Source organism: Limnohabitans sp., from assembly GCF_044361645.1.
GTDB lineage: Bacteria > Pseudomonadota > Gammaproteobacteria > Burkholderiales > Burkholderiaceae_C > Limnohabitans_A.
Window position 1 is genome coordinate 1 of record NZ_JBIKIL010000058.1, and the last position, 23,204, is coordinate 23,204.

The 23,204-nt window shown below is 60.1% G+C and carries 25 protein-coding genes and 1 pseudogene; 9 read left to right on the plus strand and 17 right to left on the minus strand.

Annotated features, from left to right (window positions below):
• Positions 1 to 1,440: hypothetical protein (locus ACIQ39_RS10525; RefSeq protein WP_396434554.1), on the minus strand; the 1,440-nt coding region annotated here is incomplete at its 3' end.
• 321 nt (positions 1,441 to 1,761) lie between these two features.
• Here ACIQ39_RS10525 and ACIQ39_RS10530 point away from each other — a divergent pair.
• From ACIQ39_RS10530 to ACIQ39_RS10550, 5 genes are all read left to right on the plus strand, one after another.
• Positions 1,762 to 1,983 carry a hypothetical protein gene (locus tag ACIQ39_RS10530; RefSeq protein WP_396434555.1) on the plus strand — a complete coding sequence of 74 codons (222 nt, stop codon included), beginning with the start codon at positions 1,762 to 1,764 and terminating at the stop codon, positions 1,981 to 1,983.
• The gene (locus ACIQ39_RS10535) at positions 1,980 to 2,396 is read left to right on the plus strand and encodes a YeeE/YedE family protein (protein ID WP_396434556.1); all 417 of its coding nucleotides are present in this window, start codon (positions 1,980 to 1,982) and stop codon (positions 2,394 to 2,396) included. Before ACIQ39_RS10530 ends, ACIQ39_RS10535 begins: the two co-directional genes overlap by 4 nt.
• On the plus strand, positions 2,393 to 2,827 hold the full coding sequence (locus tag ACIQ39_RS10540; RefSeq protein WP_396434557.1) for a DUF6691 family protein: 435 nt from the start codon (positions 2,393 to 2,395) through the stop codon (positions 2,825 to 2,827). The genes ACIQ39_RS10535 and ACIQ39_RS10540 overlap by 4 nt, the downstream gene beginning before the upstream one ends.
• 298 nt (positions 2,828 to 3,125) lie before the next feature.
• Positions 3,126 to 3,680, plus strand: a complete 555-nt coding sequence (efp, locus tag ACIQ39_RS10545; RefSeq protein WP_108352155.1) for an elongation factor P — start codon at positions 3,126 to 3,128, stop codon at positions 3,678 to 3,680.
• Between the two features lie 126 nt (positions 3,681 to 3,806).
• The gene (locus ACIQ39_RS10550) at positions 3,807 to 4,676 is read left to right on the plus strand and encodes a TIGR00730 family Rossman fold protein (protein ID WP_396434558.1); all 870 of its coding nucleotides are present in this window, start codon (positions 3,807 to 3,809) and stop codon (positions 4,674 to 4,676) included.
• On the opposite strand, the gene ACIQ39_RS10555 is transcribed toward ACIQ39_RS10550, so the two are convergent.
• The 10 genes from ACIQ39_RS10555 to ACIQ39_RS10600 all read right to left on the minus strand — a co-directional run bounded on the left by ACIQ39_RS10555 (position 4,658) and on the right by ACIQ39_RS10600 (position 15,318).
• On the minus strand, positions 4,658 to 5,815 hold the full coding sequence (locus ACIQ39_RS10555; protein WP_396434577.1) for an MFS transporter: 1,158 nt from the start codon (positions 5,813 to 5,815) through the stop codon (positions 4,658 to 4,660). The two genes, ACIQ39_RS10550 and ACIQ39_RS10555, sit on opposite strands and share 19 nt — an antisense overlap.
• Before the next feature lie 32 nt (positions 5,816 to 5,847).
• Positions 5,848 to 7,311, minus strand: coding sequence for a DNA recombination protein RmuC (locus ACIQ39_RS10560; RefSeq protein WP_396434559.1), 1,464 nt, complete (start codon positions 7,309 to 7,311; stop codon positions 5,848 to 5,850).
• Positions 7,308 to 8,294, minus strand: coding sequence for a 2-hydroxyacid dehydrogenase (locus ACIQ39_RS10565; RefSeq protein ID WP_396434560.1), 987 nt, complete (start codon positions 8,292 to 8,294; stop codon positions 7,308 to 7,310). Before ACIQ39_RS10565 ends, ACIQ39_RS10560 begins: the two co-directional genes overlap by 4 nt.
• A 99-nt stretch (positions 8,295 to 8,393) precedes the next feature.
• Positions 8,394 to 9,578 (minus strand): nicotinate phosphoribosyltransferase, encoded by a 1,185-nt coding sequence (gene pncB / locus ACIQ39_RS10570; RefSeq protein WP_396434561.1) that lies wholly within the window; start codon positions 9,576 to 9,578, stop codon positions 8,394 to 8,396.
• An 80-nt stretch (positions 9,579 to 9,658) separates the two neighbouring features.
• Positions 9,659 to 10,315 carry an ABC transporter ATP-binding protein gene (locus tag ACIQ39_RS10575; RefSeq protein ID WP_396434562.1) on the minus strand — a complete coding sequence of 219 codons (657 nt, stop codon included), beginning with the start codon at positions 10,313 to 10,315 and terminating at the stop codon, positions 9,659 to 9,661.
• Complete coding sequence (locus ACIQ39_RS10580; RefSeq protein ID WP_396434563.1) at positions 10,302 to 11,147, minus strand: ABC transporter ATP-binding protein; 846 nt, start codon at positions 11,145 to 11,147, stop codon at positions 10,302 to 10,304. The genes ACIQ39_RS10575 and ACIQ39_RS10580 overlap by 14 nt, the downstream gene beginning before the upstream one ends.
• 97 nt (positions 11,148 to 11,244) lie before the next feature.
• Positions 11,245 to 13,119 (minus strand): ABC transporter permease, encoded by a 1,875-nt coding sequence (locus tag ACIQ39_RS10585; RefSeq protein ID WP_396434564.1) that lies wholly within the window; start codon positions 13,117 to 13,119, stop codon positions 11,245 to 11,247.
• Between the two features lie 29 nt (positions 13,120 to 13,148).
• Positions 13,149 to 13,886, minus strand: a complete 738-nt coding sequence (locus ACIQ39_RS10590; protein WP_396434565.1) for a nitroreductase — start codon at positions 13,884 to 13,886, stop codon at positions 13,149 to 13,151.
• Positions 13,883 to 14,383 carry an acyl-CoA thioesterase gene (locus ACIQ39_RS10595; RefSeq protein WP_396434566.1) on the minus strand — a complete coding sequence of 167 codons (501 nt, stop codon included), beginning with the start codon at positions 14,381 to 14,383 and terminating at the stop codon, positions 13,883 to 13,885. Before ACIQ39_RS10595 ends, ACIQ39_RS10590 begins: the two co-directional genes overlap by 4 nt.
• Positions 14,380 to 15,318, minus strand: coding sequence for a histone deacetylase (locus ACIQ39_RS10600; RefSeq protein ID WP_396434567.1), 939 nt, complete (start codon positions 15,316 to 15,318; stop codon positions 14,380 to 14,382). Before ACIQ39_RS10600 ends, ACIQ39_RS10595 begins: the two co-directional genes overlap by 4 nt.
• A gap of 187 nt (positions 15,319 to 15,505) precedes the next feature.
• On the opposite strand from ACIQ39_RS10600, the gene ACIQ39_RS10605 reads away from it, so the two are divergent.
• Complete coding sequence (locus tag ACIQ39_RS10605; protein ID WP_396434568.1) at positions 15,506 to 16,039, plus strand: phasin family protein; 534 nt, start codon at positions 15,506 to 15,508, stop codon at positions 16,037 to 16,039.
• 304 nt (positions 16,040 to 16,343) lie between these two features.
• Here ACIQ39_RS10605 and ACIQ39_RS10610 read toward each other — a convergent pair whose 3' ends face one another.
• Complete coding sequence (locus tag ACIQ39_RS10610) at positions 16,344 to 17,291, minus strand: patatin-like phospholipase family protein (RefSeq protein ID WP_396434569.1); 948 nt, start codon at positions 17,289 to 17,291, stop codon at positions 16,344 to 16,346.
• 79 nt (positions 17,292 to 17,370) lie between these two features.
• Here ACIQ39_RS10610 and ACIQ39_RS10615 point away from each other — a divergent pair, with 79 nt between their 5' ends.
• Positions 17,371 to 18,414, plus strand: coding sequence for an extracellular solute-binding protein (locus tag ACIQ39_RS10615; RefSeq protein ID WP_396434570.1), 1,044 nt, complete (start codon positions 17,371 to 17,373; stop codon positions 18,412 to 18,414).
• A gap of 41 nt (positions 18,415 to 18,455) precedes the next feature.
• Here ACIQ39_RS10615 and ACIQ39_RS10620 read toward each other — a convergent pair whose 3' ends face one another.
• Positions 18,456 to 18,644: a hypothetical protein gene (locus ACIQ39_RS10620; RefSeq protein ID WP_396434571.1), complete on the minus strand. Its 189-nt coding sequence runs from the start codon at positions 18,642 to 18,644 to the stop codon at positions 18,456 to 18,458.
• A 124-nt stretch (positions 18,645 to 18,768) separates the two neighbouring features.
• The gene (locus ACIQ39_RS10625) at positions 18,769 to 19,017 is read right to left on the minus strand and encodes an antitoxin (protein WP_396434572.1); all 249 of its coding nucleotides are present in this window, start codon (positions 19,015 to 19,017) and stop codon (positions 18,769 to 18,771) included.
• A gap of 79 nt (positions 19,018 to 19,096) precedes the next feature.
• Here ACIQ39_RS10625 and ACIQ39_RS10630 point away from each other — a divergent pair.
• A pseudogene (locus ACIQ39_RS10630) lies at positions 19,097 to 19,255 on the plus strand (transcriptional repressor); the annotation flags it as partial.
• 118 nt (positions 19,256 to 19,373) lie between these two features.
• Here the strand turns inward: ACIQ39_RS10630 and ahpF are convergent.
• The 3 genes from ahpF to ACIQ39_RS10645 form a co-directional block, all read right to left on the minus strand.
• Positions 19,374 to 20,966 (minus strand): alkyl hydroperoxide reductase subunit F, encoded by a 1,593-nt coding sequence (gene ahpF / locus ACIQ39_RS10635; protein ID WP_396434573.1) that lies wholly within the window; start codon positions 20,964 to 20,966, stop codon positions 19,374 to 19,376.
• A 395-nt stretch (positions 20,967 to 21,361) separates the two neighbouring features.
• Positions 21,362 to 21,928 (minus strand): alkyl hydroperoxide reductase subunit C, encoded by a 567-nt coding sequence (ahpC, locus tag ACIQ39_RS10640; RefSeq protein ID WP_396434574.1) that lies wholly within the window; start codon positions 21,926 to 21,928, stop codon positions 21,362 to 21,364.
• Positions 21,929 to 22,072: 144 nt separating this feature from the next.
• On the minus strand, positions 22,073 to 22,546 hold the full coding sequence (locus tag ACIQ39_RS10645) for a DUF423 domain-containing protein (RefSeq protein WP_396434575.1): 474 nt from the start codon (positions 22,544 to 22,546) through the stop codon (positions 22,073 to 22,075).
• 226 nt (positions 22,547 to 22,772) lie between these two features.
• Between ACIQ39_RS10645 and ACIQ39_RS10650 the strand changes: the two genes are divergently transcribed.
• Positions 22,773 to 22,901, plus strand: coding sequence for a DUF3149 domain-containing protein (locus ACIQ39_RS10650; protein ID WP_396434576.1), 129 nt, complete (start codon positions 22,773 to 22,775; stop codon positions 22,899 to 22,901).
• Positions 22,902 to 23,204: the final 303 nt, after the last annotated feature.

Sequence of the window (23,204 nt, forward strand, 5' to 3'; positions counted from 1 at the left end):
TTGCACGCCCACCTTGGCGTAGTCCTCTTGTGTGGGCAGTTTGCCCGCGTCCGCCGCGCTCGATGCCTGGCCGTCGGCCGCCGCCAAGATCTTGTTGTACGCGTCCACCAGCGCCTGGAGTTCCTCTTGAGAATTGACCCGATTGCCAGTCACCAACTCAGTGTTGAGCGCGCTGTTGAGAGAGGCCAAATTGGCCTGAGTGACACCCGTTACACCTGTTTTTGCATAGTCTTGCACGCTGGGGGTCTGGGTGGTGGCGTTGTTGTCTTGCGCCGCATTGCGTACCGCATCAAACGCAGGATCGAGGTTGTGAACGAGGTCTTGCAGCTCTTCAAAAGTGTCTACATCTTCAACGTCCGAATCCTTGACGGCAGCAATCACATCAGGCCAGTTGGCCGAAGTGACACCTTGAATGCCCATAAGTTTCAGTTGCAATTCGGTGGGTTCATCTGCATTCGCATCGCCACGGGCGGTAGCCAAAACAGCTTTGACGGCGTTAGCCAAAGCCTGAATCTCGTCTACCCGATCCACATCGGCGATGTTTTTTCCGTCCACCACATCGGCGAGCAAGCGGGCCTCTTCAGGAGAACTCACCCCAGTGACGCCAATTTTTGCGAAGTCATCGGCTGTGGGTCGGCTGCCCTCGAGGCTGTTGCCTGCCGTGCCATCGGCAGCGGCAAGGATTTTGTTGTACGCGTCAATCAGGGCTTGAAGCTTGGCCGGTGTGTCCACGGCTTCGCCATTGACAGAAAAGGTGTTGAGCGCACTGTTGAGAGACGCCAAATTGCTGTCCGTAACACCAGTGACACCTGTGGAGTCGTAGATCGCTTTCGAAGGTGTGGTGTCGGATGCCGTGTTGTTTTGTGCAGCATCGACGATGCCTTGAATCTGGGTACCACCACCATCATTATTATTATTACCACCACCACCACCACCACCACCACCCGCCGCCGCTGCCAGAAGCGCGGCCAGTCCAGCCAGTGGGCCCACACCGGGAATCAAGGCCCCGACTGCGCCACCTGCAGGCAACAAGGCGGCGGCTGCCGCCCCTTCAGCGGCAGCAGCGACCAACTGACCTTCAGCACCAATCAAATAGCTGACAACGCCTTCAGACGTTTCAACGGTCAAAACATCCAAAGATGCGTCAACCGTATCGAAATAGTCCTCCAAAAGGAGGAACTCTGTTTCCTCATCAAGCAAGAACAAATTTTTGCCAACCCTCTTCACTTTGATGGCAGCATCTGTCGCGCCCGGTCTGGCCAAAACTTGCACCTGCAAAGAAGAGGAAGCTGGCACCTTGAGACTTGGTACCCCTCCCACACGGACCATGGATGGCACAAAAATGAGCTCGAGCGCACCCGTGATTTTGTTAATAACCGCAATGGACTTGGTCTGTGTCATGAGAAAACTCGCTATGAAAAAGTTTTTTAAGATTGCCAAAGTATTACTTTAATACCTTCTGTCAATATCTTATATCAACTATTTGACAAAAGTTAACTTGAAAAGTTAAATCTATTAAAAAAAATTTCTGACAATTTGCCAATCAGTTTGAAAGTGCGCATCAAATGGCGCTTGCATGCCGATCAGATCGGGCCCCAAAGTGGCCTGTCGCTGCACCCAGCAGGCTCTTTGAAAGCCTCAAAATCACGGACGAGGCTGTTGGAGGGCTTGCTGCATGCACGCTGGCAGAACTTGGCTTTCAAAAAGCGCCATCGCGCTGCTGGCGTTGCCAGGGTTTGGACGTGATTTTAAAATCCAGGTTTGAGCATCACTGCCCAGCTTTTGCAGGGCATGACAGACACCTTTTATTACAATTCTCTTTGGGTCTTAGTTGCAATAGCACAACAGCTTTGTGGACTGCGAAACAGCGTGCCGGTGCCCTCCAATGTGTTGAATGATTTTTTATGGACCAAGTTTCACACCATGCCCCTGATTGATGCACTTTTTCCTAATGGCTGGCAGCACTACTTGATGGGGGGGTGAGCATAGGCGCAGGCGTGGCGTTGCTGTATGTGTTCAACGGTTGGGTGGGCGGTATGAGTTCCGTTTTTTCCAGCAGTTGGTCCTTTGTGGCCAAAAAAGCTTTTTTCCAGCAAGCTCGCTTTGTCAACACGCGCCAGTGGCGCTTGGTCTACGCCTTGGGCGTGGTGCTTGGCGCGGTGGTTTGGCGTTTTGCCTTGGCAGATGGCCCATTGCCTCAAACCGATGTGCCGACTTGGCAATTGTTGGTGGGGGGCTTTTTGGTCGGCTACGGCGCTCGCTTGGGCAATGGCTGTACCTCGGGCCACGGCATTTGCGGACTGGGTTCGCTGCAATGGCCTTCGTTTTTTGCGGTACTGACTTTCATGGCCACCGCATTCATGACCGCCAACCTGATGGCCTGGGGCATGGCATGAACGTGCAAACTCAACACACCCTGAGCCTGCCCAAAGCCGCCGTGACCCTGATGGCTGGTGCCTTATTTGGCTTTGGTTTGTCGCTGGCGACCATGGTGCAGCCCGATGTGGTGCTGGGCTTTTTGCGTTTTCAGGACTGGGGCTTGATGCTGGTCATGGGCGGCGCTGCGGGCGTGGCGATGCTGGCCTTCAAAGTCTTTCCCCTCTGGTTCAGTCGGCCTTGGCTGGGTCTTGAGTTTTTAAACCAAACAGCCCACTGGAGCCGACAAACCCTCATCGGTTCGGCCATTTTTGGCGTGGGTTGGGGCCTGAGTGGCGTGTGCCCAGGCCCGGCGATTGCGGCATTGGGCACGGGCAACACTGACATCTTGTGGGCCTTGGGCGGCATTGTCTTGGGGGCTTGGGCGCAGGGGCTGCTCGCTCGGGAATGAGTTCGCCTGCTTTGCAACGGCGCCCAAAGAAGTCGGCTGGCTTCACTGAATTACGGGTCTTCGCCCGGGATGGCAAAGCAAATCTGGGGAGGCAAAAAAACTCAGGATGTAGAGAAAATGACCGAATGGCTTGAACGGCACACGAGGGCAGCAAGGGCTGGCTGGGACTGGCATGCCTCAAGCGTGGGTTGGGCTGTGCAGGCCATGGGGCTGATGAACGGCAGATGAAGGACCCTTGAGGGTTAGAATAGTGAGCTTGGCTGATGGCCATTTCCTCTTCATTTCAGACCCCTACCCTATGAAAACCGCTCAAGAAATCCGCGTTGGCAACGTCATCATGCACGGCAAAGACCCCATGGTCGTTCTGCGCACCGAATACCAACGGGGTGGTCGTGGCTCGTCCACTGTGCGCATGAAACTCAAAAGCCTGATCGCCAACTTTGGCACCGAGGTCGTGTTCCGCGCCGACGACAAGATGGACCAGGTCATCTTGGACAAGAAAGACTGCACCTACTCTTACTTTGCCGACCCGATGTATGTTTGCATGGACACCGACTTCAATCAGTACGAAGTCGAAGCCACCAACATGGGCGACGCTTTGAACTACCTCGAAGACGGCATGGAACTCGAAGTGGTGTTCTACAACGAAAAAGCCATCTCGGTGGAATTGCCCACCAGCGTGGTGCGCGAGATCACTTGGACCGAGCCTGCCGTGAAGGGCGACACCTCGGGCAAAGTGCTCAAGCCCGCCAAAATCGCGACCGGCCTTGAAGTGCCAGTGCCCTTGTTTGTGGCCCAAGGCGACAAAATCGAGATCGACACCCGCACGGGCGAATACCGCAAGCGCGTTTAAGCGGCACGGAGCTCGCCTTGCAACAAAAAGCCCCAGCAGGGGCTTTTTTCATGCCCGGGCAAAGCTGCTGTGGGGCCTTGCAAGCGGCGGTGAATACCGGCTCAAACTGCAAGGCACAATGCACCCATGAAAGTCCCACGCAACATGCTCGAACCCGCCCTGGACAATGCCAGGGCCGATTGGCAAACCGAAGACAGCCCTGAGGGGCTTGTGCCCGAGGCGCACCGCCTGGCCTTTGCCGACCCGGAATTCATGCTGCGCCGTGAGACCCGGGGCATCCGCCTGCAGCTGGAAATGCTCAAGCCCGATTTGGCGCAAGCCGAAGCGGGCATAGAGCACACCGTGGTGGTGTTTGGCAGTGCCCGCTTTGTCGACCGCGCAGCAGCCCAAGCGCAGTTGTTGGCCGCGCAGCAAAGCGGACAGTCGGGCGTCATCGCCAGAGCCAAAGCCATGGTGCGCAACGCCGAGCACTACGAAAACGCCCGTGTGTTTGCACACATGGTGGCGCGGTCGTGCTCGTGTTTGCCGCAAGCGGAAAAATTGTTCATCTGCACGGGCGGCGGTCCGGGCATCATGGAAGCGGCCAACCGGGGGGCGCAGGAAGCGGGTGAGTTGTCGGTGGCCCTGAACATCACCCTGCAACATGAGCAACACCCCAACCCCTATGTCACGCCCAATTTGAGCTTCAAGTTCCACTACTTTGCGCTGCGCAAAATGCATTTCATGATGCGGGCCAAAGCCTTGGTGGCCTTCCCGGGTGGCTTTGGCACGCTCGATGAGTTGTTTGAAGTGATGACCCTGGTGCAGACACGCAAGGCCCACCCTGTGCCTATTTTGCTGTTTGACACCGCGTTTTGGAAGCGCTTGATCGACATGCAGGTGCTGGTGCAAGAAGGCACGGTATCTGCAGAAGACTTGAAGTTGTTTCGGTATGTGGACACACCCGAAGAGGCCTGGCAAGCGATCTGCGATTTTTATCAACTCAAAGTGTCTTGAGCTTTGGGTTCTGGCCCCGGTCGCAAATGCCAAGCACCACGGGCCCCTGCGCCCACGGCTGCGCCCACCACCCAAAACAAGGGGGCCACCCCGACAGCGGCCCCGGCTGCACCAAACAGCATGGGCATCAGCACGCTGGAGGCGTTGATGCTCATCAGGCGCAAGCCCAGCGCCTCGCCTTGCCGGTGCGGCGGGGTGATCTGGTGCAAGGTGCTCATGATCATGGGCTGCACCATGCCCAAGACCAAGCCCAAGAACACCGAGCACACGCCCATGGCCAAGGCGCTGGGCATGAGGGGGTAAAGCGCAAACAGCAGCGCGCTACTCACCATCGCGCCGGTGATGATTTGGTGCTCTTTGACGTAGCGCGCGATGAAGGGCAAACACACCCGAATGAAAGCTGCGGCCAATGCAAACGCTCCCAAAATGGCGCCCACCACGGAGGCGCTGTAGCCGCGTTCGTGGCCCAGCACAGGCACCACAAAGGTGTGCACGTCCCAGCACGAAGACAGCAGCCAGTTGACCGCCAACAGGCGGCGCATCATGGGTTCGGCCAAAAGCTCGAGTGCGCGGCGAGGCGGGGCGTTGGCCAGTTCGGCCGAGAGCGCCAATTCGGGCACTTGACGCACCCAAAACCAAGTCAACAGCGGAAAAACCGCCATCAACAAAAAGGCCCACTGGTAGCCTGACACATGCCCGGCCTCGGGCCCCGAAAAGTCGATCAGCACGCCGGCCAACACCGGGCCGACAAAGTTCGACACGGCAGGCCCCAAAGACAACCAGCTGAAGGCCACTTTGAGCGCGGCCGGGTCTTTGGCCATGCGGCCCACATGGCGCTGCAAAGCGATCACCGCCATGCCAGTGGCCCCGCCTGCGGCCAAGGCACTGATGCACATGACGGGGAAAATCGGCCACAGCGCCGACAAGGCCACGCCAGAGGCCGCCAGCACCACGCTGATGCGCATGAGTTTTTGCAGGCCTCGGCGGTCGCTGTAGCGCCCGGCTGGCAAGGCCAAAAACATGGGGGCCAGCGCGAACAAGGCCAACAAAGCCCCCACCGCCACGGCGCTGAAGCCCTGTTTGAGGGCCAGCAAGGGAATCGCCATGCGCGTGCCCGCCATGCAGGCGTGCAAAAACATCTGGCCCGCGATCAGGCGCGCCAAATCGGGTGTCACGCAGCGTCCGCTTTCAGGCCGTCTGGCTTGTCCGGGCCGTCCAGTTCCGCTGGGCTGCCGGGCAAGAAGGCTTGCGCTTGGGCCTCTGGCAAGGCGTCGACCTGGCGCAGGGCGCGGCCCATGGCGTTGCTGCGGGTCTGCGCTTGGTCCAGCGTGTTGAGCACGGTTTGGGTTTGGTTGCGCACCTTGGACAGCACATCGCCGAACTTGCCAAACTCGGTTTTCACCGCGCCCAGCACCTGCCAAACTTCGCTCGAGCGTTTTTCGAGCGCCAAGGTTCTGAAGCCCATTTGCAAGGCGTTGAGCATGGCCATCAGGTTGGTGGGGCCGGCCAAGGTGACGCGGTGCTCGCGCTGCAAGGTCTCCATCAAACCGGGGCGGCGCAGCACTTCGGCAAACAGGCCTTCGGTGGGCAAAAACATCACCGCAAAATCGGTGGTGTGGGGTGGCTCCAGGTATTTTTCGGCCATCGATTTGGCCTCGAGCTTGATGCGACTTTCAAGCGCTTTGGCGCACAGTTCGGCCTGCACCGGGTCGGCACGGCTTTGGGCTTCGAGCAAGCGCTCGTAGTCCTCGTTGGGGAACTTGGCATCAATCGGCAGCCAGACGGGCAAACCCGAGTCCGAGCGCCCGGGCAAGCGAATGGCAAAGTCCACCCGGTTTTTGTCGCCGGGGCGGGTGGCCACTTGCACCGCGTACTGCTCGGGCGTGAGCACTTGTTCGAGCAGCGAGGCGAGTTGCGCCTCGCCAAACATGCCCCGGGTTTTCACGTTGCTCAGCAGGTGCTTGAGGTCGCCCACGCCCTGCGCCAAGTGGTGCATTTCGCCCAAGCCTTTGTGCACCTGCTCCAGCCGGTCGGCCACTTGCTTGAAGCTCTCGCCCAAGCGCGCGTGCAAGGTGGCTTGCAATTTTTCGTCCACGGTTTGGCGCATTTCATCCAGCTTGGCGGCATTGCTTTGTTGCAGCTGTGAGAGTTGGGTTTCCATGGTGCCGCGCATCTCGCTCAAGCGTCGTGCGTTCGCCTCAGACAAGGCGTTGACCTGCTGGGCCAGGCTGTCGGTCAGGCTTTTTTGCAGCAGGGCCAGTTGTTGGGCCAATGCGTCAATTTGTTGGTTTTGCGTGCGTGTGGCCTCGGCGCTTTGTTGCAGCAGCGATTGCTGGAACAAGCTGAGCTTGTGCATGGCCTCTTGCCGACCTTGCAAGCCAGACTGGTTGATTTCGGTGCGCAGCTCGCGCTCGAGCCGTTCGGTTTGGGCATGCAGCGTGTCAAACGGCTGTTGCATCCATCCGGTCAGATCGGCCTTGAGCGCAGAGATTTGCGCAGAGATTTGCTCAGCCAAGAGCCCTGCGGTTTGTTGCGCTTGTCCAGCAGGCGAAGCACTTGTGCGCAGCAACCAAATCAGCAAGCACAGGTTGAGCCCAACCAGAGCCAGCAGAGCGATCAGCCCCCACTCACTCATGCGGCATGGCCGGGCACGGTGTTCAGGGGCGTCAGGGCCTGGCCCCGGGTCAGGTAAGCCACCAGGTTGTCGGCCGCCAATTGGGCCATGGCCATGCGGGTTTTGACCGTGCTGCTGGCAATGTGGGGCGTGAGCACCACGTTGGGCACTTTGAGCAAGTCGGGGTGCACCGAGGGCTCGCCCTCGAACACGTCGATGCCCGCCGCAGCGATTTGGCGCGCCGCCAAGGCCTTGGCCAAAGCCGCGTCGTCCACAATGCCGCCGCGTGCGATGTTGACCAGCGTGGCGGTGGGCTTCATCTGCGCCAACTCGGCCGCGCCAATGGTGTGGTGCGCCTGGGCGCTGTAGGGCAGGACCAGCACAACATGGTCGGCGCTTTGCAGCAGTTCTTGTTTGCTCACATAACGGGCTTTGCAATCGGCTTCGAGCTCGGCGCTCAGGCGCGAACGGTTGTGGTAAATCACGTTCATGCCAAAGCCATGTGCACCGCGGCGGGCAATGCCCTGGCCGATGCGGCCCATGCCGATGATGCCCAGCGTTGCGCCATGCACCTCGGCCCCGGCGAACATGTCGTAGCTCCATTTTTGCCACAAACCGGCGCGCAGGTAATGCTCGCTCTCGCTCACGCGGCGGGCGGTGGCCATGAGCAAGGCAAAGCCAAAGTCGGCCGTGGTCTCGGTCAGCACATCGGGCGTGTTGCTGGCCTGCACACCGGCGGCGGTCATGGCGGGCACATCAAAGTTGTTGTAGCCCACCGCCATGTTGGCCACGATGCGCAGCTGCGGGTTGGCCTGCAACAGGGCGGCGTCGATGCGCTCGCTGCCGGTGGTCAAAGCGCCCACTTTGCCTTGCATGCGGCGGGTGAGTTCGGCCGCAGACCAGACCTCATCGGCCTGGTTGCTCTGGACTTCAAACACCTGCGCCAAAGACTGCAGGACTTCGGGGAAGATGGCGCGCGCCACCAAAATGGAAGGTTGGGTCATGATGGGGAACCGTTTTGAAAATGTAAAGCTTGGGCTCAAGGACCTGGATCACAGCACACTGCCCAATGGTCAAGCGATGTTAACGACAGAAACCGACCCTCAGTGGCCCGGGGTGACTTCAAACACCTGACGCAAGTAGGCCAGGTATTTTTCGTCGTCGCACATGCCTTTGCCCGGCGAGTCCGACAACTTGGCCACCGGCTGGCCGTTGCAACGGGTCATTTTGATGACAATTTGCAGCGGCTCATAACCCAGGTCGTTGGTCAAGTTGGTGCCCACGCCAAAAGCCAACTGGCAGCGCCCCCTGAACTGCTGGAAAAGCTCAATCGTGCTCGGGATGGTCAGGCCATCGCTGAAGATCAGTGTCTTGGTTTTGGGGTCGACCCGGTTGTGTTGGTAATGCGCAATCATGCGTTCTGCCCAGCTGAAAGGGTCGCCGCTGTCGTGCCGGGCACCGTCAAACAGTTTGCAAAAGTACAGATCAAAGTCGCGCAAAAAGGCGTTGAAACCGTACACATCGCTGAGCGCAATGCCCAAGTCGCCCCGGTACTCTTTGGCCCACGACTCGAAAGCGAACACTTGGCTGTCGCGCAAACGCGGCCCCAGTGCTTGGCAAGCTTGCAGGTACTCGTGGGCCATGGTGCCCAAGGGTGTCAAGCCCAACAGGTAGGCGTAATAAACATTGCTGGTGCCTGCCAACTGGCCCTCGGGGCCGGTGCCCAAGCGGGCCGACAAGACGCGCAAAACTTCTTCATGCCAGGCCCTTGAAAAGCGCCTGCGGGTGCCGTAGTCGGCAATCTTCAGGGTTTCAAGCCCAGTGGCCTGCAACTGGGCGATTTTGGTGTCCAGTCGGCGGCGGCCCTCCATCAGGTCGGGCACTCTTTGCATGTTGCGAAAGAACACCTCGTTGACGATGGCCAGCACCGGAATTTCAAACAAGATGGTGTGCAGCCAAGGCCCACGGATGGTGATGTCGATCTCACCCGAGTCGAGCGCCGTGACCTCGATGTATTTGTCGTTGAGACGAAACAAGCCCAAAAAATCGACAAAGTCACTCTTTACAAAACGCAAGGAGCGCAGGTAGTGCAACTCGGTGTCTTTGAAGCTCAGGCTGCACAGCGAGCGAATTTCTTCCCTGATTTCTTTGACAAATGGGGCCAAGACCACACCGGGGTTACGGCACTTGAACTTGTACTCCACCTGCGCACCCGGAAACTGGTGCAGCACGACCTGCATCATGGTGAATTTGTACAGGTCGGTGTCGAGCAGGCTGGAGATGATCATGGTGGATGTTGTCTCAGACGGCTGGTGCCGTTTTTTTGATGAACCAGTGTAAGGGATGCGGGGCTGCGAACCGGTCGGGCTCAAGCCCCAGTTTGCAAGCGCCCACTGGTCAGCACCAGCACCCGCTGGGCATGCCGGGCCAAGATGTTGTTTTGTTCGGCCACCAGCATGGCCACGCCTTCGCGGGCCAGTTGCAGCAGCGCGTCGCGCATGGCCACCACCAGCACCGGGGCGATGCCCTCGCAAGGCTCGTCGAGCAGCAAGAGGCGCGGGGCGGTCATGAGGGTGCGGGCCAGCGCCAGCATTTGTTGCTCGCCGCCGCTCATTTGGCTGGCTGGGCGGTGCAGCATGGTTTGCAGTTGCGGGAACAAGGCCATCACGCGGTCAAAGCGCTGCGCAGGCGTGGCCTGATCGCTGGGCCCTGCGCCCGATGGCGCAGCAATCCACAGGTTTTCCTTGACCGACAAGCCGGTGAACAAGCGCCGGTCTTCGGCCACAAAACCCAAGCCTGCTTGGGCGCGTCGGTGCGCGGGCCAGCCCTGAATGGGCGCGCCTTGCCAGCTGATGCGGCCTTGCGCCCGGGGGCCGATGCCGATCAGGCTTTGCAGCAGCGTGGACTTGCCCGCGCCGTTCAGGCCCTGAATGACCACCAGCTCGCCCTCGCCCACCGACAAAATCAGGTCGAACAAGGCTTGGGCTTGGCCATACCAGGCGTTGAGTCCTTCAACCGCGAGCATCGAGCAGGCCTTTCGCATTGGCATTCACCTTGGCGTTCACGTTGGCGTTCAGATCGAAATCCAGCCCCAGGTAGCGTTCGCGCACCTGCGGGTCTTGCGCCACCACTTCGGGCAGGCCGTCGGCCACCAAGCGGCCTTGCATCAGCACCAGCACCCTGTCGGCCACGCCGAACACGGCGTCCATGTTGTGCTCGGTGTAGAGCACCGTCACGCCTTGCAAGGCCACTTGGCGCACCAAGGCCATCATGTCGGCCCGCTCGGCCAGGGCCAGCCCTGCAGCGGGTTCGTCCAGCAGCAGCAAGGACGGCGCTGAATGTGCACCCGGGTCTGCCGCGGCATCGGGCAAGCCCGCCAATGCCATGGCCAGCTCCAGACGCTTTTTCGCGCCATAAGGCAGATCGGTCACGGTGGCGTGCGCCTGGGTCTGCAGACCCGCTTGAGTGGCCAGTTGCATGGCACGTTCGGGCTGACGGCGGTCCAGCCGGTCCCACCAGGCCAAAGGCGCTGCGCCGCGCAGCACCAGCTGGATGTTTTGCAACACCGTGAGGGCTTCAAAGGTTTGCGCCACCTGAAAGGTACGCGCCACGCCCAGGCCTTGGCGCTCGGCGGGCGGCTTGCCCAAGAGCGACTGGCCTTGCCACAGCACCTCGCCCGCCGTGGGCACTTGCTGGCCCGCCAAGCAGGCAAAACAGGTCGACTTGCCCGCGCCGTTGGGGCCGATCAGGGCCACGCACTGGCCTGCGGGCACAGCAAAGTCCACGCCGTCGAGCGCCCGCACGCCGCCAAAGTGCTTGGCCAGGCCTTTGACCTGCAAAACTGTTTGAAGGCTCATGCGCAACCCCTTGGATGGCCGCGCTTCGCTCGCAACGACGTTGGCCGCGTCATCGCGAGGCACGAAGCGATCCATTTTGGGCCGTGGGCGGCGCGCATCATGCCAATGCCCCCTTGCGACCCGCACGCCACCGAACCCACAAGGACTGCAGCCCACCCAGCACACCACTCGGGGCCAGCACCATCACGAGCATGATGACCAAGCCCAACACCCCGCGCCAATACTCGAGACCCCGACCCAGCTCGGCCCCGCCCCAGACCAAGAGCGCACTGCCCACGGCCGAGCCCCACAACTGATGCACCCCGCCCAGCAAAATCACCAGCAAGGCATCGACCGACATGGCCACCGAAGCCACCGACGGAAACACCGCGCCTTTGAACGCGGCCCAAAGCCCCCCGGCCAAACCCGCCAAGGTGGCGCTGCCCACAAACACCTGGTAGCGCAAAGCCTGCACCGGCAAACCACTGGCTGCGGCCCGCAGCGGCGCATCGCGCACAGCTTGCAAAGCCCCGCCCCGGCTGGAGCGAACCACGCGGGCCATGCCCACGATGGCCAAAAGCATGAAGGCGCACAGCACCGCATCCGCCCAAGCGCGCGATTCGGGCGCGATCAAGCGCAAGCCAATCAGGCCGTTGTCACCACCCGTCAGACCCACCCACTGCGTGGCACCGGCCCAAATCATTTGCGCCAACGCCAACGACAGCATGGCCAGGTACACCCCGCTGCTGCGCACCAGCAAAGCGCCAAAGGCCAAGGCCACGGCCAGCGCCAGCGCCATGCCCGCGGCCAAAGCGGCCAACAAACCCGCGCCCCAGTGCAGGTGCGCCAGCGCCGCGCCATAAGCACCCAAGGCAAAAAACGCCGCATGGCCAAAACTGACCAGGCCGCCCAAGGCCATCATCCACTGCAGGCTCAGGCCAAACAGCATCATCACCATCACGTCTTCGGCCAGGCTGCGGCCATAGTCGCCCTGCCCCCAGGCCAACAAGCTCAAGCCCACATAGACCGCCACAAACAAGCCCCGGCCCCAGAGTGCCAACGGCCACAGCGCAAACACCGGCACGCTTTCGCGCAGCTCACCGTGTGCGGCCGACCCGGCCAGTCCCTGCGGCCGCCAAACAAGGACGACCGCCATGGTCAAAAACACCAACACCAAAGTCGCTTGCGGGAAAAAGCTCAGGCCCAAGGCATGGATCAGGCCGATCAACACCGCCGCTGCAAACGCGCCGCCAATGCTGCCCAAGCCGCCTGTGACCACCACCACAAAGGTCTCGACCACCACGTTCACATCCATCTGCAAATGCGCCGGCTCGCGCGGCAGCTGCAGCGCTCCGGCCAGACCCGCCAAGCCGCAGCCCAGCATGACCACCCCGAGCATGAGGGGCGCGGGGTTCACACCCAGCGCGGCCAGCATCTCGCGGTCTTGCGTGGCGGCTTTCACCCGCTGACCCCACTGCGTGCGCGTGAGCAAGAGGTGCAGGCCCAGCCAAACCAAAGGGCCCAACGCCAAGGTGAACAACTGCCACGTGGGGAAATACGACTCGCCCAGCTGTATGGCCCCTTTGAGGCCCGGAAAGCGCGGCGCGAACACCTCCTCCGGCCCAAAATACCAGCGCATCGCGTCGTGCAGCGCCAGCGTCAGGCCAAAAGTGGCCACCAGTTGGTACAGCTGCGGCGCGTGGCGCATGCGCTTCAAAAGCAGCACTTCGGTCACCGCCCCGAGCAGTGCGGCCACGCAGGCGCCCATCAAGATGACCGCGCCATAGCCCCAAGCGCTGCCCGCCATGTCGGGCCACCAGTTCGTCACCGCGTGCGCAGACCACAGCGCGCCCAGCATGAAAAAACTGCCGTGTGCGAAATTGACGATCCGGGTCACGCCAAAAATCAGCGTCAGCCCGGAAGCCATCAAAAACAAGGTGGTGGCGTGGCTCAGGCCGTTGAGCAGTTGCAGCGCCAGTGCTTCGAATCCCAAATCAGGCCCTTGTCGTTAGAAGAAGCGGTTCAATCGACCCAATGGGTGAAGTCTTGCGCAGGCACTCTTGTGGTCTGGAAGGTGTTGACCAGCGCCGCCTCATCGGCATAACCCAGCGACATGCCGCAGACCAGCATTTCGTTCTCACCCGCGCCCACATGGGGCAAGATGATTTTGGCAAAACCATTCCAAGCCGCTTGCGGGCAGGTGTGCAGGCCGCGCGAGCGCGCGGCCACCATGATGCTTTGCAAGAACATGCCGTAGTCGAGCAAACTGCCCCGGCCCATCACCTTGTCAAGGGTGAACATCAGGCCCACGGGTGCGTCGAAGAAGCGGAAGTTTTTCTGGTGCTGCGCATGCATCAAGGCCTTGTCGCCCTTGCCAATGCCCAGCACGCCATACAAACCAAAACCGCACTCGCGGCGGCGGTCGATGTAGGGGCTGACCCATTTTTCGGGGTAATAGTCGTAGGCCTCGGCGTATTCAGAGGCCAGTGCCGGATTGGCGCTGATGGCGTCGTGCGCCGCGCAGGTCTTGGCCACCAGCTCGTCTTTCTTAGCACCTTGCAGCACATACACCTTCCAGGGCTGGGTGTTGGTGCCGCTGGGTGAGCGGGCGGCAATGCCCAGCACCTCTTGCAGCACGGCGCGCTCCACCGGCTTTGGCAAATAAGCGCGCGCTGAAAAACGGCTCAAGATGGCCGCGTCCACGCTGGCCGGGTCGTTCACGCGGGTACTGACTTGGGGTCCGATGTCCAAAATACTCATGTCAATGTCTCCAAAAATGCTTTGAGTGCGGTGGGCAAGGGCACGGGGCGGCGGGTTGCGCGGTCCACGTATACGTGCACAAAATGGCCCCGGGCGGCCGTCAGGTCGGCGTCTTGGGCAAACAGGCCGACCTCGTAGCGCACGCTGGAAGTGCCCAGCTTGGCCACGCGGATGCCCGCGTCTATGGTTTGGGGAAAGGCCAGCGGCGCGAAGTAAAAGCACTGGGTTTCCACCACCAGGCCGATGGTGCTGCCGGTGTGGATGTCCAGCACGCCTTGCTCGATCAGGGTGGCGTTCACGGCGGTGTCAAACCAGCTGTAATAAACGACGTTGTTCACATGGCCATACACGTCGTTGTCCATCCAGCGGGTGCTGATGGCGCGAAAGGCTTTGTAGCGGCTGCGGGCCTCAGGCTGCGCTTTGGCTGGGACTGTTGCCGGGGCGCTTGCAGGGGCCGTTGCAGGGAGGGTTGCAGGGAGGGTTGCAGGGGTGTTCATCGCTGGCGATTGTGCCAGCCTTGCCACAGCTGCCAGTAGCCCAAGGCCACATCCCAGGTCTGCATTTGCACCTGCACCGTGGTCTCGATGTCGTGGCCATAGCCGCCGCCCATGCACAGCACCACCGGCAGCTTGCGTTGCCAGGCCCAGTCCATCACCACCCGGTCGCGCGCTTGCAGGCCGTCCATGGTCAACTTGAGCCGCCCCAAGCGATCCCCCTCGTGCGGGTCAGCCCCGGCCAGGTAAATGACCAGCTGCGGATCGAAGCGGTCTTGCAGCGATTGCAAAGCCTGGTGCAAAGCAGCCAGATAAGGCTCGTCGGTGCAGCCATCGGGCAGGCCCACGTCCAGGTCGCTGGCCTCTTTGCGAAAGGGGAAATTCTTCTCGCCATGCAGCGACAGGGTGAACACGCTGGGGTCGGTGGCAAACACATGCGCCGTGCCATTGCCTTGGTGCACGTCCAGGTCAATCACCGCCACTTTCAGCTGCTGGCGGTGGTGCCGCCAGGCCTCGGCCTGCATCAGGCGGGCCGTGACGGCGATGTCGTTGAACACACAAAAGCCCCCGCCTTTGTGGGCATAGGCATGGTGCGTGCCGCCTGCCAGGTTGCCCGCCACACCTTGGGCCAGGGCATCGCGGGCAGCGGCCACCGTGGCACCCACCGAACGGCGCGCCCGCTCGGCCATGGCCGGACTCCAAGGAAAGCCAATCTCGCGTTGCAAGGCCGGCTCCAAAGTCCCCATGCTCACGCCCTGGATGTAGGCGGGCGTGTGCACCAGCGCCAGCTCGCCATCGCTGGCCGACGGCGCTTCGCGCATGAGAACGCCACTCAGCTCTTGCGTGAGCCGGTCGCGCAGTCGGCTGTACTTGCGCATCGGAAAGCGGTGCCCTTCAGGCAAAGGCAGGACAAAGTGGTCGGCGTAGTAGGCATGCATGGTTTGATCTGGAACAAAGGCATTCTAGAAAACCCTCTCTAAACTGAGCCGAAATCGGGTCCATGTGCTTGCAATGTCGGCAAGCTCCCCTAAAATCCAAACCATGCTGCACTGCAACAAAGTTGTACGGCCCCGGCCAGTTTCGGCGCAGTCTTATTGAAACCCAACTTTTTATCTGGAGCCCCTCATGATGACACCCGAACAAATCGTCGCTTCGCACAAAGCCAACGTGGAAACCCTGTTTGGCCTGACCGCCAAAGCCTTCGAAGGCGTGGAAAAAATGGTGGAACTGAACATGAGCGTGGCCAAGACCGCCCTGGACGAGTCGGCCAACAACACCCAAGCCGCTCTGAGCGTGAAAGACGCCCAAGAGTTGCTGGCCATGCAAGCCAATTTGTTTCAGCCATTGGCCGAAAAAACCGCCGCTTACAGCCGCCACCTGTACGACATCGCTGCTGGCACCAACGGCGAATTCACCAAAGCCCTGGAGTCCCAAGCCGCTCTCGCGCAAAAGCAGTTTGCCAACTTGGTGGACAGCGCCGCTCAAAACGCGCCTGCCGGTTCCGAGCAAGCCGTGGCGATGATGAAAGGCGCTGTCAGCGCTGCCACAAATGCTTTTGAGTCCGTGCAAAAAGCGGTCAAACAAGCCACCGAGATGGCCGAGTCCAATATGGCCTCGGTAAGCCAGTCTGTCGCCCCCAAGGCCACCAAAAAGAAGTGATTTTGTCTGATTTTGTCGGCAGGCCTTGGCCGTCAATTGGGCCTGCTGCTGGTGCAAGTTGTCTCCTCGGATCTCTTTGAATTTCGCCTGGGAAACAGGGATCCCTTCAAGGGCTGGTCGCAAGATCAGCCCTTTTTTCGTCTGTGCTTGAGCAACGATTGGCCTGGCCCTGTGAAGTCGCCAGCGCGCAAGGCTCAACGCTTTTCCGCTTTCCGACCTTGATTTCGGCCATCCCGGCCAGCGTCTCATCCCAAGCCTGAGGCGCGCTCCAGAACGCGCAGGGCGCAGCGGTTCGCGGGGAGGCTCAACGCCCCTCTTCAAACTGCGCCAGACGCGCCATCAAAGCGGGCAGCGAGGCCCGCATGGCAGCGCGACCTGCCTCAATCGCCCGCAAGCGGGCACTGAAATCAGCGCTTTTGACGCCCGTCAAAGCAGGCCGAACCACCAGATCGGCCTCTTTCAGAGCCAAGGCGTTGATGCTTTGGCCCATGATGGCAAAGGTCTGCATCAAAATCTGAAAGGTGTCTCCAAACGGGTTGCCCTCTGGGTCGCTTGAAATGTCCACCGCAATCACAAAGTTGGCCCCCATCTCGCGCGTTTGACGCACTGGCACCGGAGAGACCAAACCGCCGTCCACATACTCACGCTCACCTATGCGCACGGGCTGAAACACCGCAGGCACCGCACTCGACGCACGCACCGCCTCACCCGTGTTGCCGCGCCGGAAAGTGATAGCCCGACCGCTGCCCAAATCGGTGGCCACAATGCCCAGCGGTATTGCCATCTGCTCCAATGTTTTATTGCCCACTTGGCCATTCACGTACCGAGCCAGGGCTTGGCCGCGCAAAGCGCCTCGGTTCAAGATCGGCAGCATCCAGTCGGTGATCTCGCCCTCTTGCATGGTCTCGGCCACGCGCACCAACTCGGCCGGGGTTTTGCCACTGGCGTAAAAAGCCGCCACCAAACTGCCGGCCGATGTGCCCGCCAAATGGCTGGGTCTGAGCCCGGCCTCCTCCAGCACCTGGATGACACCCACATGGGCAAAACCCCGCACCGCACCGCCGCCCAACGCCAGCCCGAGCCTGAGCTCGCGCCGCTCGGCGGTGGGGCTTGACACCGGCTCTGGTGGCTTGGTGGATTGCAAACTGGTGCATGCCGCCAACACCAGCAGGCTCAAGGCCAAGCCGCCCCGCTGCAACCAGCGCACAGACCTGGCCCCCAAGCCAACGCCCAATGTCCTTGCTAAATACATGTTTTCCTCAAATCTTATTGATAATGATTCGCATTTACTTTAAAATCACAACATCATCCACCCAACCTAGACCTCAAGCATGAACTTCTCTCGCACACTCTTAAGTTTGGCATGCCTCATGACCGCCACAACGGCCATGGCACAAGACAAAGTGCTGAACATCTATTCCGCCCGCCACTACCCCAGCGACGAGGTGATGTACAGCGAATTCACCAAGGCCACCGGCATCAAGATCAACAGGGTGGATGCCGACGATGCCGGTATTCTCGCCCGCCTCAAGGCCGAAGGCGCAGCATCTCCCGCTGATGTGATTTTGCTGGTGGACGCCGCGCGGCTTTGGCGCGCCGAGGTCGATGGTCTGTTTCTGCCCATCAAATCCAAATTGCTTGAAGACGCGATCCCGGTCAACTTGCGCGCCAAACCTGCTGACAATGGCGGCACGGCTTGGTTTGGCCTGTCCAAACGCGCTCGCGTGATGGTCTATGACAAGGTCAAGTTCAACAAAACCGATGTGGACAGCTATGAAAAACTGGCCGACCCCAAGTTCAAAGGCAGCTTGTGCGTTCGCAGCGGCTCACACCCTTACAACCTGAGTCTTTTTGGGGCTTTGACCGAGCACCTGGGTCCGCAAAAAACCGAAACCTGGGCCAAGAGCTTGGTCGACAACATGGCCCGCAGCCCCAAGGGGGGCGACACCGACCAGATCCGGGGTGTGGCCTCGGGTGAATGCGGCGTGGCCGTGACCAACTCTTACTATTTGGCGCGCCTGATGCGTTCGAGCAAGCCCGAGGACCGTGCGGTGGCCGAAAAAGTCGGCGTGGTCTTTCCCAACCAATCGAGCTGGGGCACCCACATGAACGTGGCCGGCGGCGCAGTGGCACGCCATGCCAAGAACAGCGACAACGCCGTCAAGTTTTTGGAGTACCTGGCCAGCCCCGCCGCACAAAACCACTTTGCCAACGGCAACAACGAGTGGCCAGCCGCCCAGGGCGTGAACTTTGACAACCCAGCCCTCAAAGCCATGACCGGCGGCAGCTTCAAAAGCGAGCTGATCCCGATCAGCGCCGTGGGCATGAACCAGATCAAGGTGCAGCAAATGCTGGACCGGGTGGGTTTCAGGTAAGGCCACGCTCAAGCGCTGCCTCGAGAGCCAAGATTACTTGGCTACAACAGCCGTGCGCGAATCCGAGTCATCAGGTCCATGCGCTCATGCAACACGGCCAACACCAAAGCCGCTTGGCCAGTCCGCAAAACGCAAAACACAAAGTGACTGCCTGCAGCCTTGACACGCAAGCCGGGCAAAACCTCACTCCACTCTTTGAATACACCTTGGCCCAGCGCAAGATCCGTCAAACAGCCGCCTCATCCATCAAACAGCCGTGAGCTTGAGCCTGACCTGCGCCCCACTGCCGGACGGTGGAGCGCTCAATCTCGCGAAGTTCAGCCTCTGCTTCGCGCACATACACAAAAGGGCGGCTCACACAGCACCCCGTTCGCGCAGCGTCTCCTCGGCAATTTCTGTGGCGCTCAATGCCGAAACATCACCTACTTGAGAACTTGCCAGACGGTGTTGAAGCAGCGACTTCAAGGTCTGCATGGCCTGCTGCTCATCCGAGGGGAAAAGACGCTCCAAGGTGTACTGCTTGATGCTCTTGCCCTCCAGAGCAGCCAAGGCCTTCAGGGCCTGGTGCTGCTGGTCTGAGACATCAATGGTCAGGCGGCTCATGTCAGGCTCCAGTTCGTCAGTAATGAAAGACACAGTTTGCCACAAATGTGGGTTTGTGGGTCTTAAATACAGGCTTGAGGCGGGCCACGCGCACCACCACCACTTCCAATGCCTGCAATGCCAGAAAGTCTTTGACGTGCATGCCTGCCCGGGTGATTTGTCTGGCCTGGCCCCAGACGGCTTCACCGTGAAAGACCACGAATTGACGCTCTACGGCGATTGCAAAGACTGTCGTTGAGCCACAAAAAGCCCCTTGCTGGCAAGCAAGGGGCTGGGTGGGCTTTGGGAGCTGAGCGGGCTTTGGGGCCCGGATTAAGCGCCACGCCTTTGAGGGGGCACATCAGCTTGCATGGGTGTCAGACGACCTCAACAAGGTCCAAAGTCTCGGGCACGGCGGGCATGCGGATCAGGTGGTCGAAAGCGCTCAAGGCGGCTTTGGCCCCCTCGCCTGCGGCGATCACGATCTGCTTGTAAGGCACGGTGGTGCAATCGCCCGCCGCGAACACACCGGGCACATTGGTGTGGCCCTTGGCGTCCACCACGATCTCACCAAATTTGCTCAACTCCAAGCTGCCTTTGAGGAACTCGGTGTTGGGCACCAAGCCGATTTGCACGAACACGCCTTCGAGCTCCACCCAGTGGTCATCACCCGTGGTGCGGTCCTTGTAGCGGATGCCGTTGACCTTGCCGTCCGCACCGGTGATTTCGGTGGTCTGGGCCTGGGTGTGGATGGTGACGTTGGGCAAGCTCTTGAGCTTGGACACCAAGACCGCGTCGGCCTTGAGCTGGTCGGCAAATTCGAACACCGTGACGTGGGCCACGATGCCGGCCAGATCGATCGCCGCTTCGATGCCAGAATTGCCGCCACCAATCACAGCCGTGCGCTTGCCCTTGAACAGCGGGCCGTCGCAGTGAGGGCAATACGCCACGCCTTTGTTCTTGTACTCGGCTTCACCGGGCAGGTTCACGTTGCGCCAGCGGGCACCGGTGGACAAGATCACCGAGCGGGCCTTGAGGCTGGCACCGTTGGCCATCTCCACTTGGATCAGGCCGCCGGGCTGGCTGGCGGGGATGATTTTGTCGGCACGCTGCAAATTCATGATGTCCACCTCGTAGTGGCGCACCTGGGCTTCTAAAGCCGCCGCAAACTTGGGGCCGTCGGTCTCCAGCACCGAGATGTAGTTTTCGATGGCCATGGTGTCATTGGTCTGGCCACCAAAACGCTCAGCGGCCACACCCACGCGGATGCCTTTGCGGGCGGCGTAAACGGCAGCGGCTGCACCGGCCGGGCCACCGCCCACGACCAACACGTCAAACGGGTCCTTGGCGCTGAGCTTGGCCGCATCGCGACCAGCGGCATGGGTGTCAAGTTTGGCCACGATTTCTTCGACCGTCATGTGGCCCGAGCCAAACACCAAACCATTGAGGAACACCATGGGCACGGCCATGATGTCGCGCGCCGCCACTTCGGCCTGGAAGGCACCGCCTTCGATCACAACCGTCTTGACCTTGGGATTCACGATGGCCATGAGCGACAGCGCCTGCACCACGTCGGGGCAGTTGTGGCAACTGAGCGACATGTAGACCTCGAAGTTGAAGTCGCCGTCCAGTGCCTTGATGCTGTCGATCACATCCGCCTCGACCTTGGGCGGGTGGCCGCCGGTCCACAGCAAGGCCAAGACCAGCGAGGTGAACTCGTGGCCCAAAGGCAAACCCGCAAAGCGCACCCCTTGCGTTTGACCGTCTCGCGCCACCACAAAAGACGGCTTGCGGGCATCCTTGCCCGAGGTGTCCATAGTGACTTTGTCAGACAGGCCCTCAATGGTTTCCAGCAGACTCTTCATCTCGGCGCCGGTCTCGCTGTCGTCCAGCGAAGCGATCAAACGAATCGGCTGGCGCAGCAAGGCCAGGTATTGCTGCAATTGGGCTTTGAGGGTGTCGTCAAGCACGGTGATCTCCGGTTTTCAGGGTGAAGTCAAGCCAGACCCGCACGCCAAAGCGCAGGCCGGGGAAAAAGCTTGTCATTGCGAACGCAGTGAAGCAATCCATAGATCGCCACGCTTCGCTCGCGATGACGCGGTGACCGTGTATCGCCAAGCTGCGCTCGCGATGACGTGGTGACGGCAGTTGGCCTGGGTGCGCTGACCTCACGCCCTGCAATGCAAGGTACTCGTCCGTCATTGCGAACGCAGTAAAGCAATCACTCGTCTGTCATTGCGAACGCAGTGAAGCAATCCATAGCTCGCCACGCTTGACTCGCGATGACGTGGTGACCATGGATCGCCGAGCTTTGCTCGCGATGACGCGTTGATCGCCACGCTTCGCTCGCGATGACGCGGTGACATCAGATCTTGCCGACGAGGTCGATGGAAGGGGCCAAAGTCTTGGCGCCTTCTTTCCACTTGGCGGGGCAGACTTGGCCGGGGTTGGCGGCGGTGTACTGAGCGGCTTTGAGCTTGCGCAGGGTCTCGGACACGTCGCGTGCGATTTCATTGGAGTGCACTTCGGCGGTCTTGATCATGCCTTCGGGGTTGATGATGAAGGTGCCGCGCAAGGCCAGGCCTTCTTCTTCAATGTGCACGCCAAAAGCGCGTGTCAGGGTGTGTGTGGGGTCGCCGACCAAGGGGAACTTGGCCTTGCCCACGGCAGGCGATGTCTCGTGCCAGACTTTGTGCGAGAAGTGCGTGTCGGTGGTCACGATGTAGACCTCGGCACCGGCCGATTGAAAAGCCGCGTAGTTGTCCGCCGCGTCTTCGATTTCGGTGGGGCAGTTGAAGGTGAAGGCGGCGGGCATGAAAATCAGCACGGACCACTCACCCTTGAGGGTTTCGTTGGAGACCTGCACAAACTTGCCATTGTGGAAAGCTTGGGTTTTGAAAGGCTGGACTTGGGTGTTGATCAAAGAAGGCATGGTGATTTACTGAGGTTTGTTTAAAAAAACTATCAAAATGAGAAAACTCATTGGTCACAATCATAATGCCTCCTAGGGTTTACACCGATGAAATGTGGCTATTGATTCGATAGGAAAAACCTTTTTGATCACTGAGTTGTTTTTTTAGCGCTGTTTTGCGGCAACACCCCAAGCCAGACTGAGCCAAGCCAAGATCCAAGCCACCCCGCCCCATGGCACCAGGCCACGCAGCGCATCCAAGCCAAACACGTGGCGCGCATACAAGTTAAAGCTGAACAAAACCAAGCCGATCCCCATCAGCCAACCGGCCGCCAACAAGTACCGTGAAGCCCCGCTGACCCGAATCGCCAACCCCACCAGCAACAAACCCAGCGCGTGAAATTGCTGCTGGCTCAATGCCGTTTGCACCGCCGTCGGCACAAGGCCCGCAAACACAGGCAGGTGCGCAAACGCCGCACCGAACACCACACTGGCACCCGCGCTGAGTGCCCCCAACAGCAAAAAAATCCGTGCAGACAACGGCCAAACAAAATCAGCCGCCGTGGGCAAGGTGCTGGACAACACGGCGGGGGCGCTTGGGGTGCCGAAATGACTGGTGGGCGTGTGGTTGTTAGACATGGTGAATTTCTCAAATGATCGACGTCAACCTGACTCACCGGTGGCCAAAGCCATGGTTGTCAAAGCGTTTCGCATGCATTTTGCGGGTATGGCGATGGCATCCCAACTCAAACGAAATTTGGACCTGATTGAAACACGCCTTTGTCACGGTATTTTGATCTTCATCAGGCCCTCACAAGCCTCTCTGGCGCAAAGTCAAACCCCGCAATCCACCGAGTCCCATTCGATGAAACTCCTCACTGACCTTTTTTCTACCGACTACGGACTGATGAGCTTGACCGTGATCGTGATCACCTTGCTGATGGGCGTCTTCATTCTCCGCATGTTCGTTCGAAAAATGAACAACAACGAATAATCATCTACACAAAACCCGCCACCTGTCCCAGTCATTGCGAGGCACGAAGCGATCCACTCCATCCCCGTCATCGCGAGGCACGAAGCGATCCACCGTATCCCCGTCATCGCGAGGCACGAAGCGATCCACCGTATCCCTGTCATCACGAGGCACGAAGCGATCCACTCCATCCCCGTCATCGCGAGGCACGAAGCGATCCATGGATTGCCGCGCTTCGCTCGCAATGACGCACCAAAGTCACCACACCCTTTTTCCCGTCATCGCGGGACACCAAGCTATCCACCGAATCCCTGTCATCGCGAG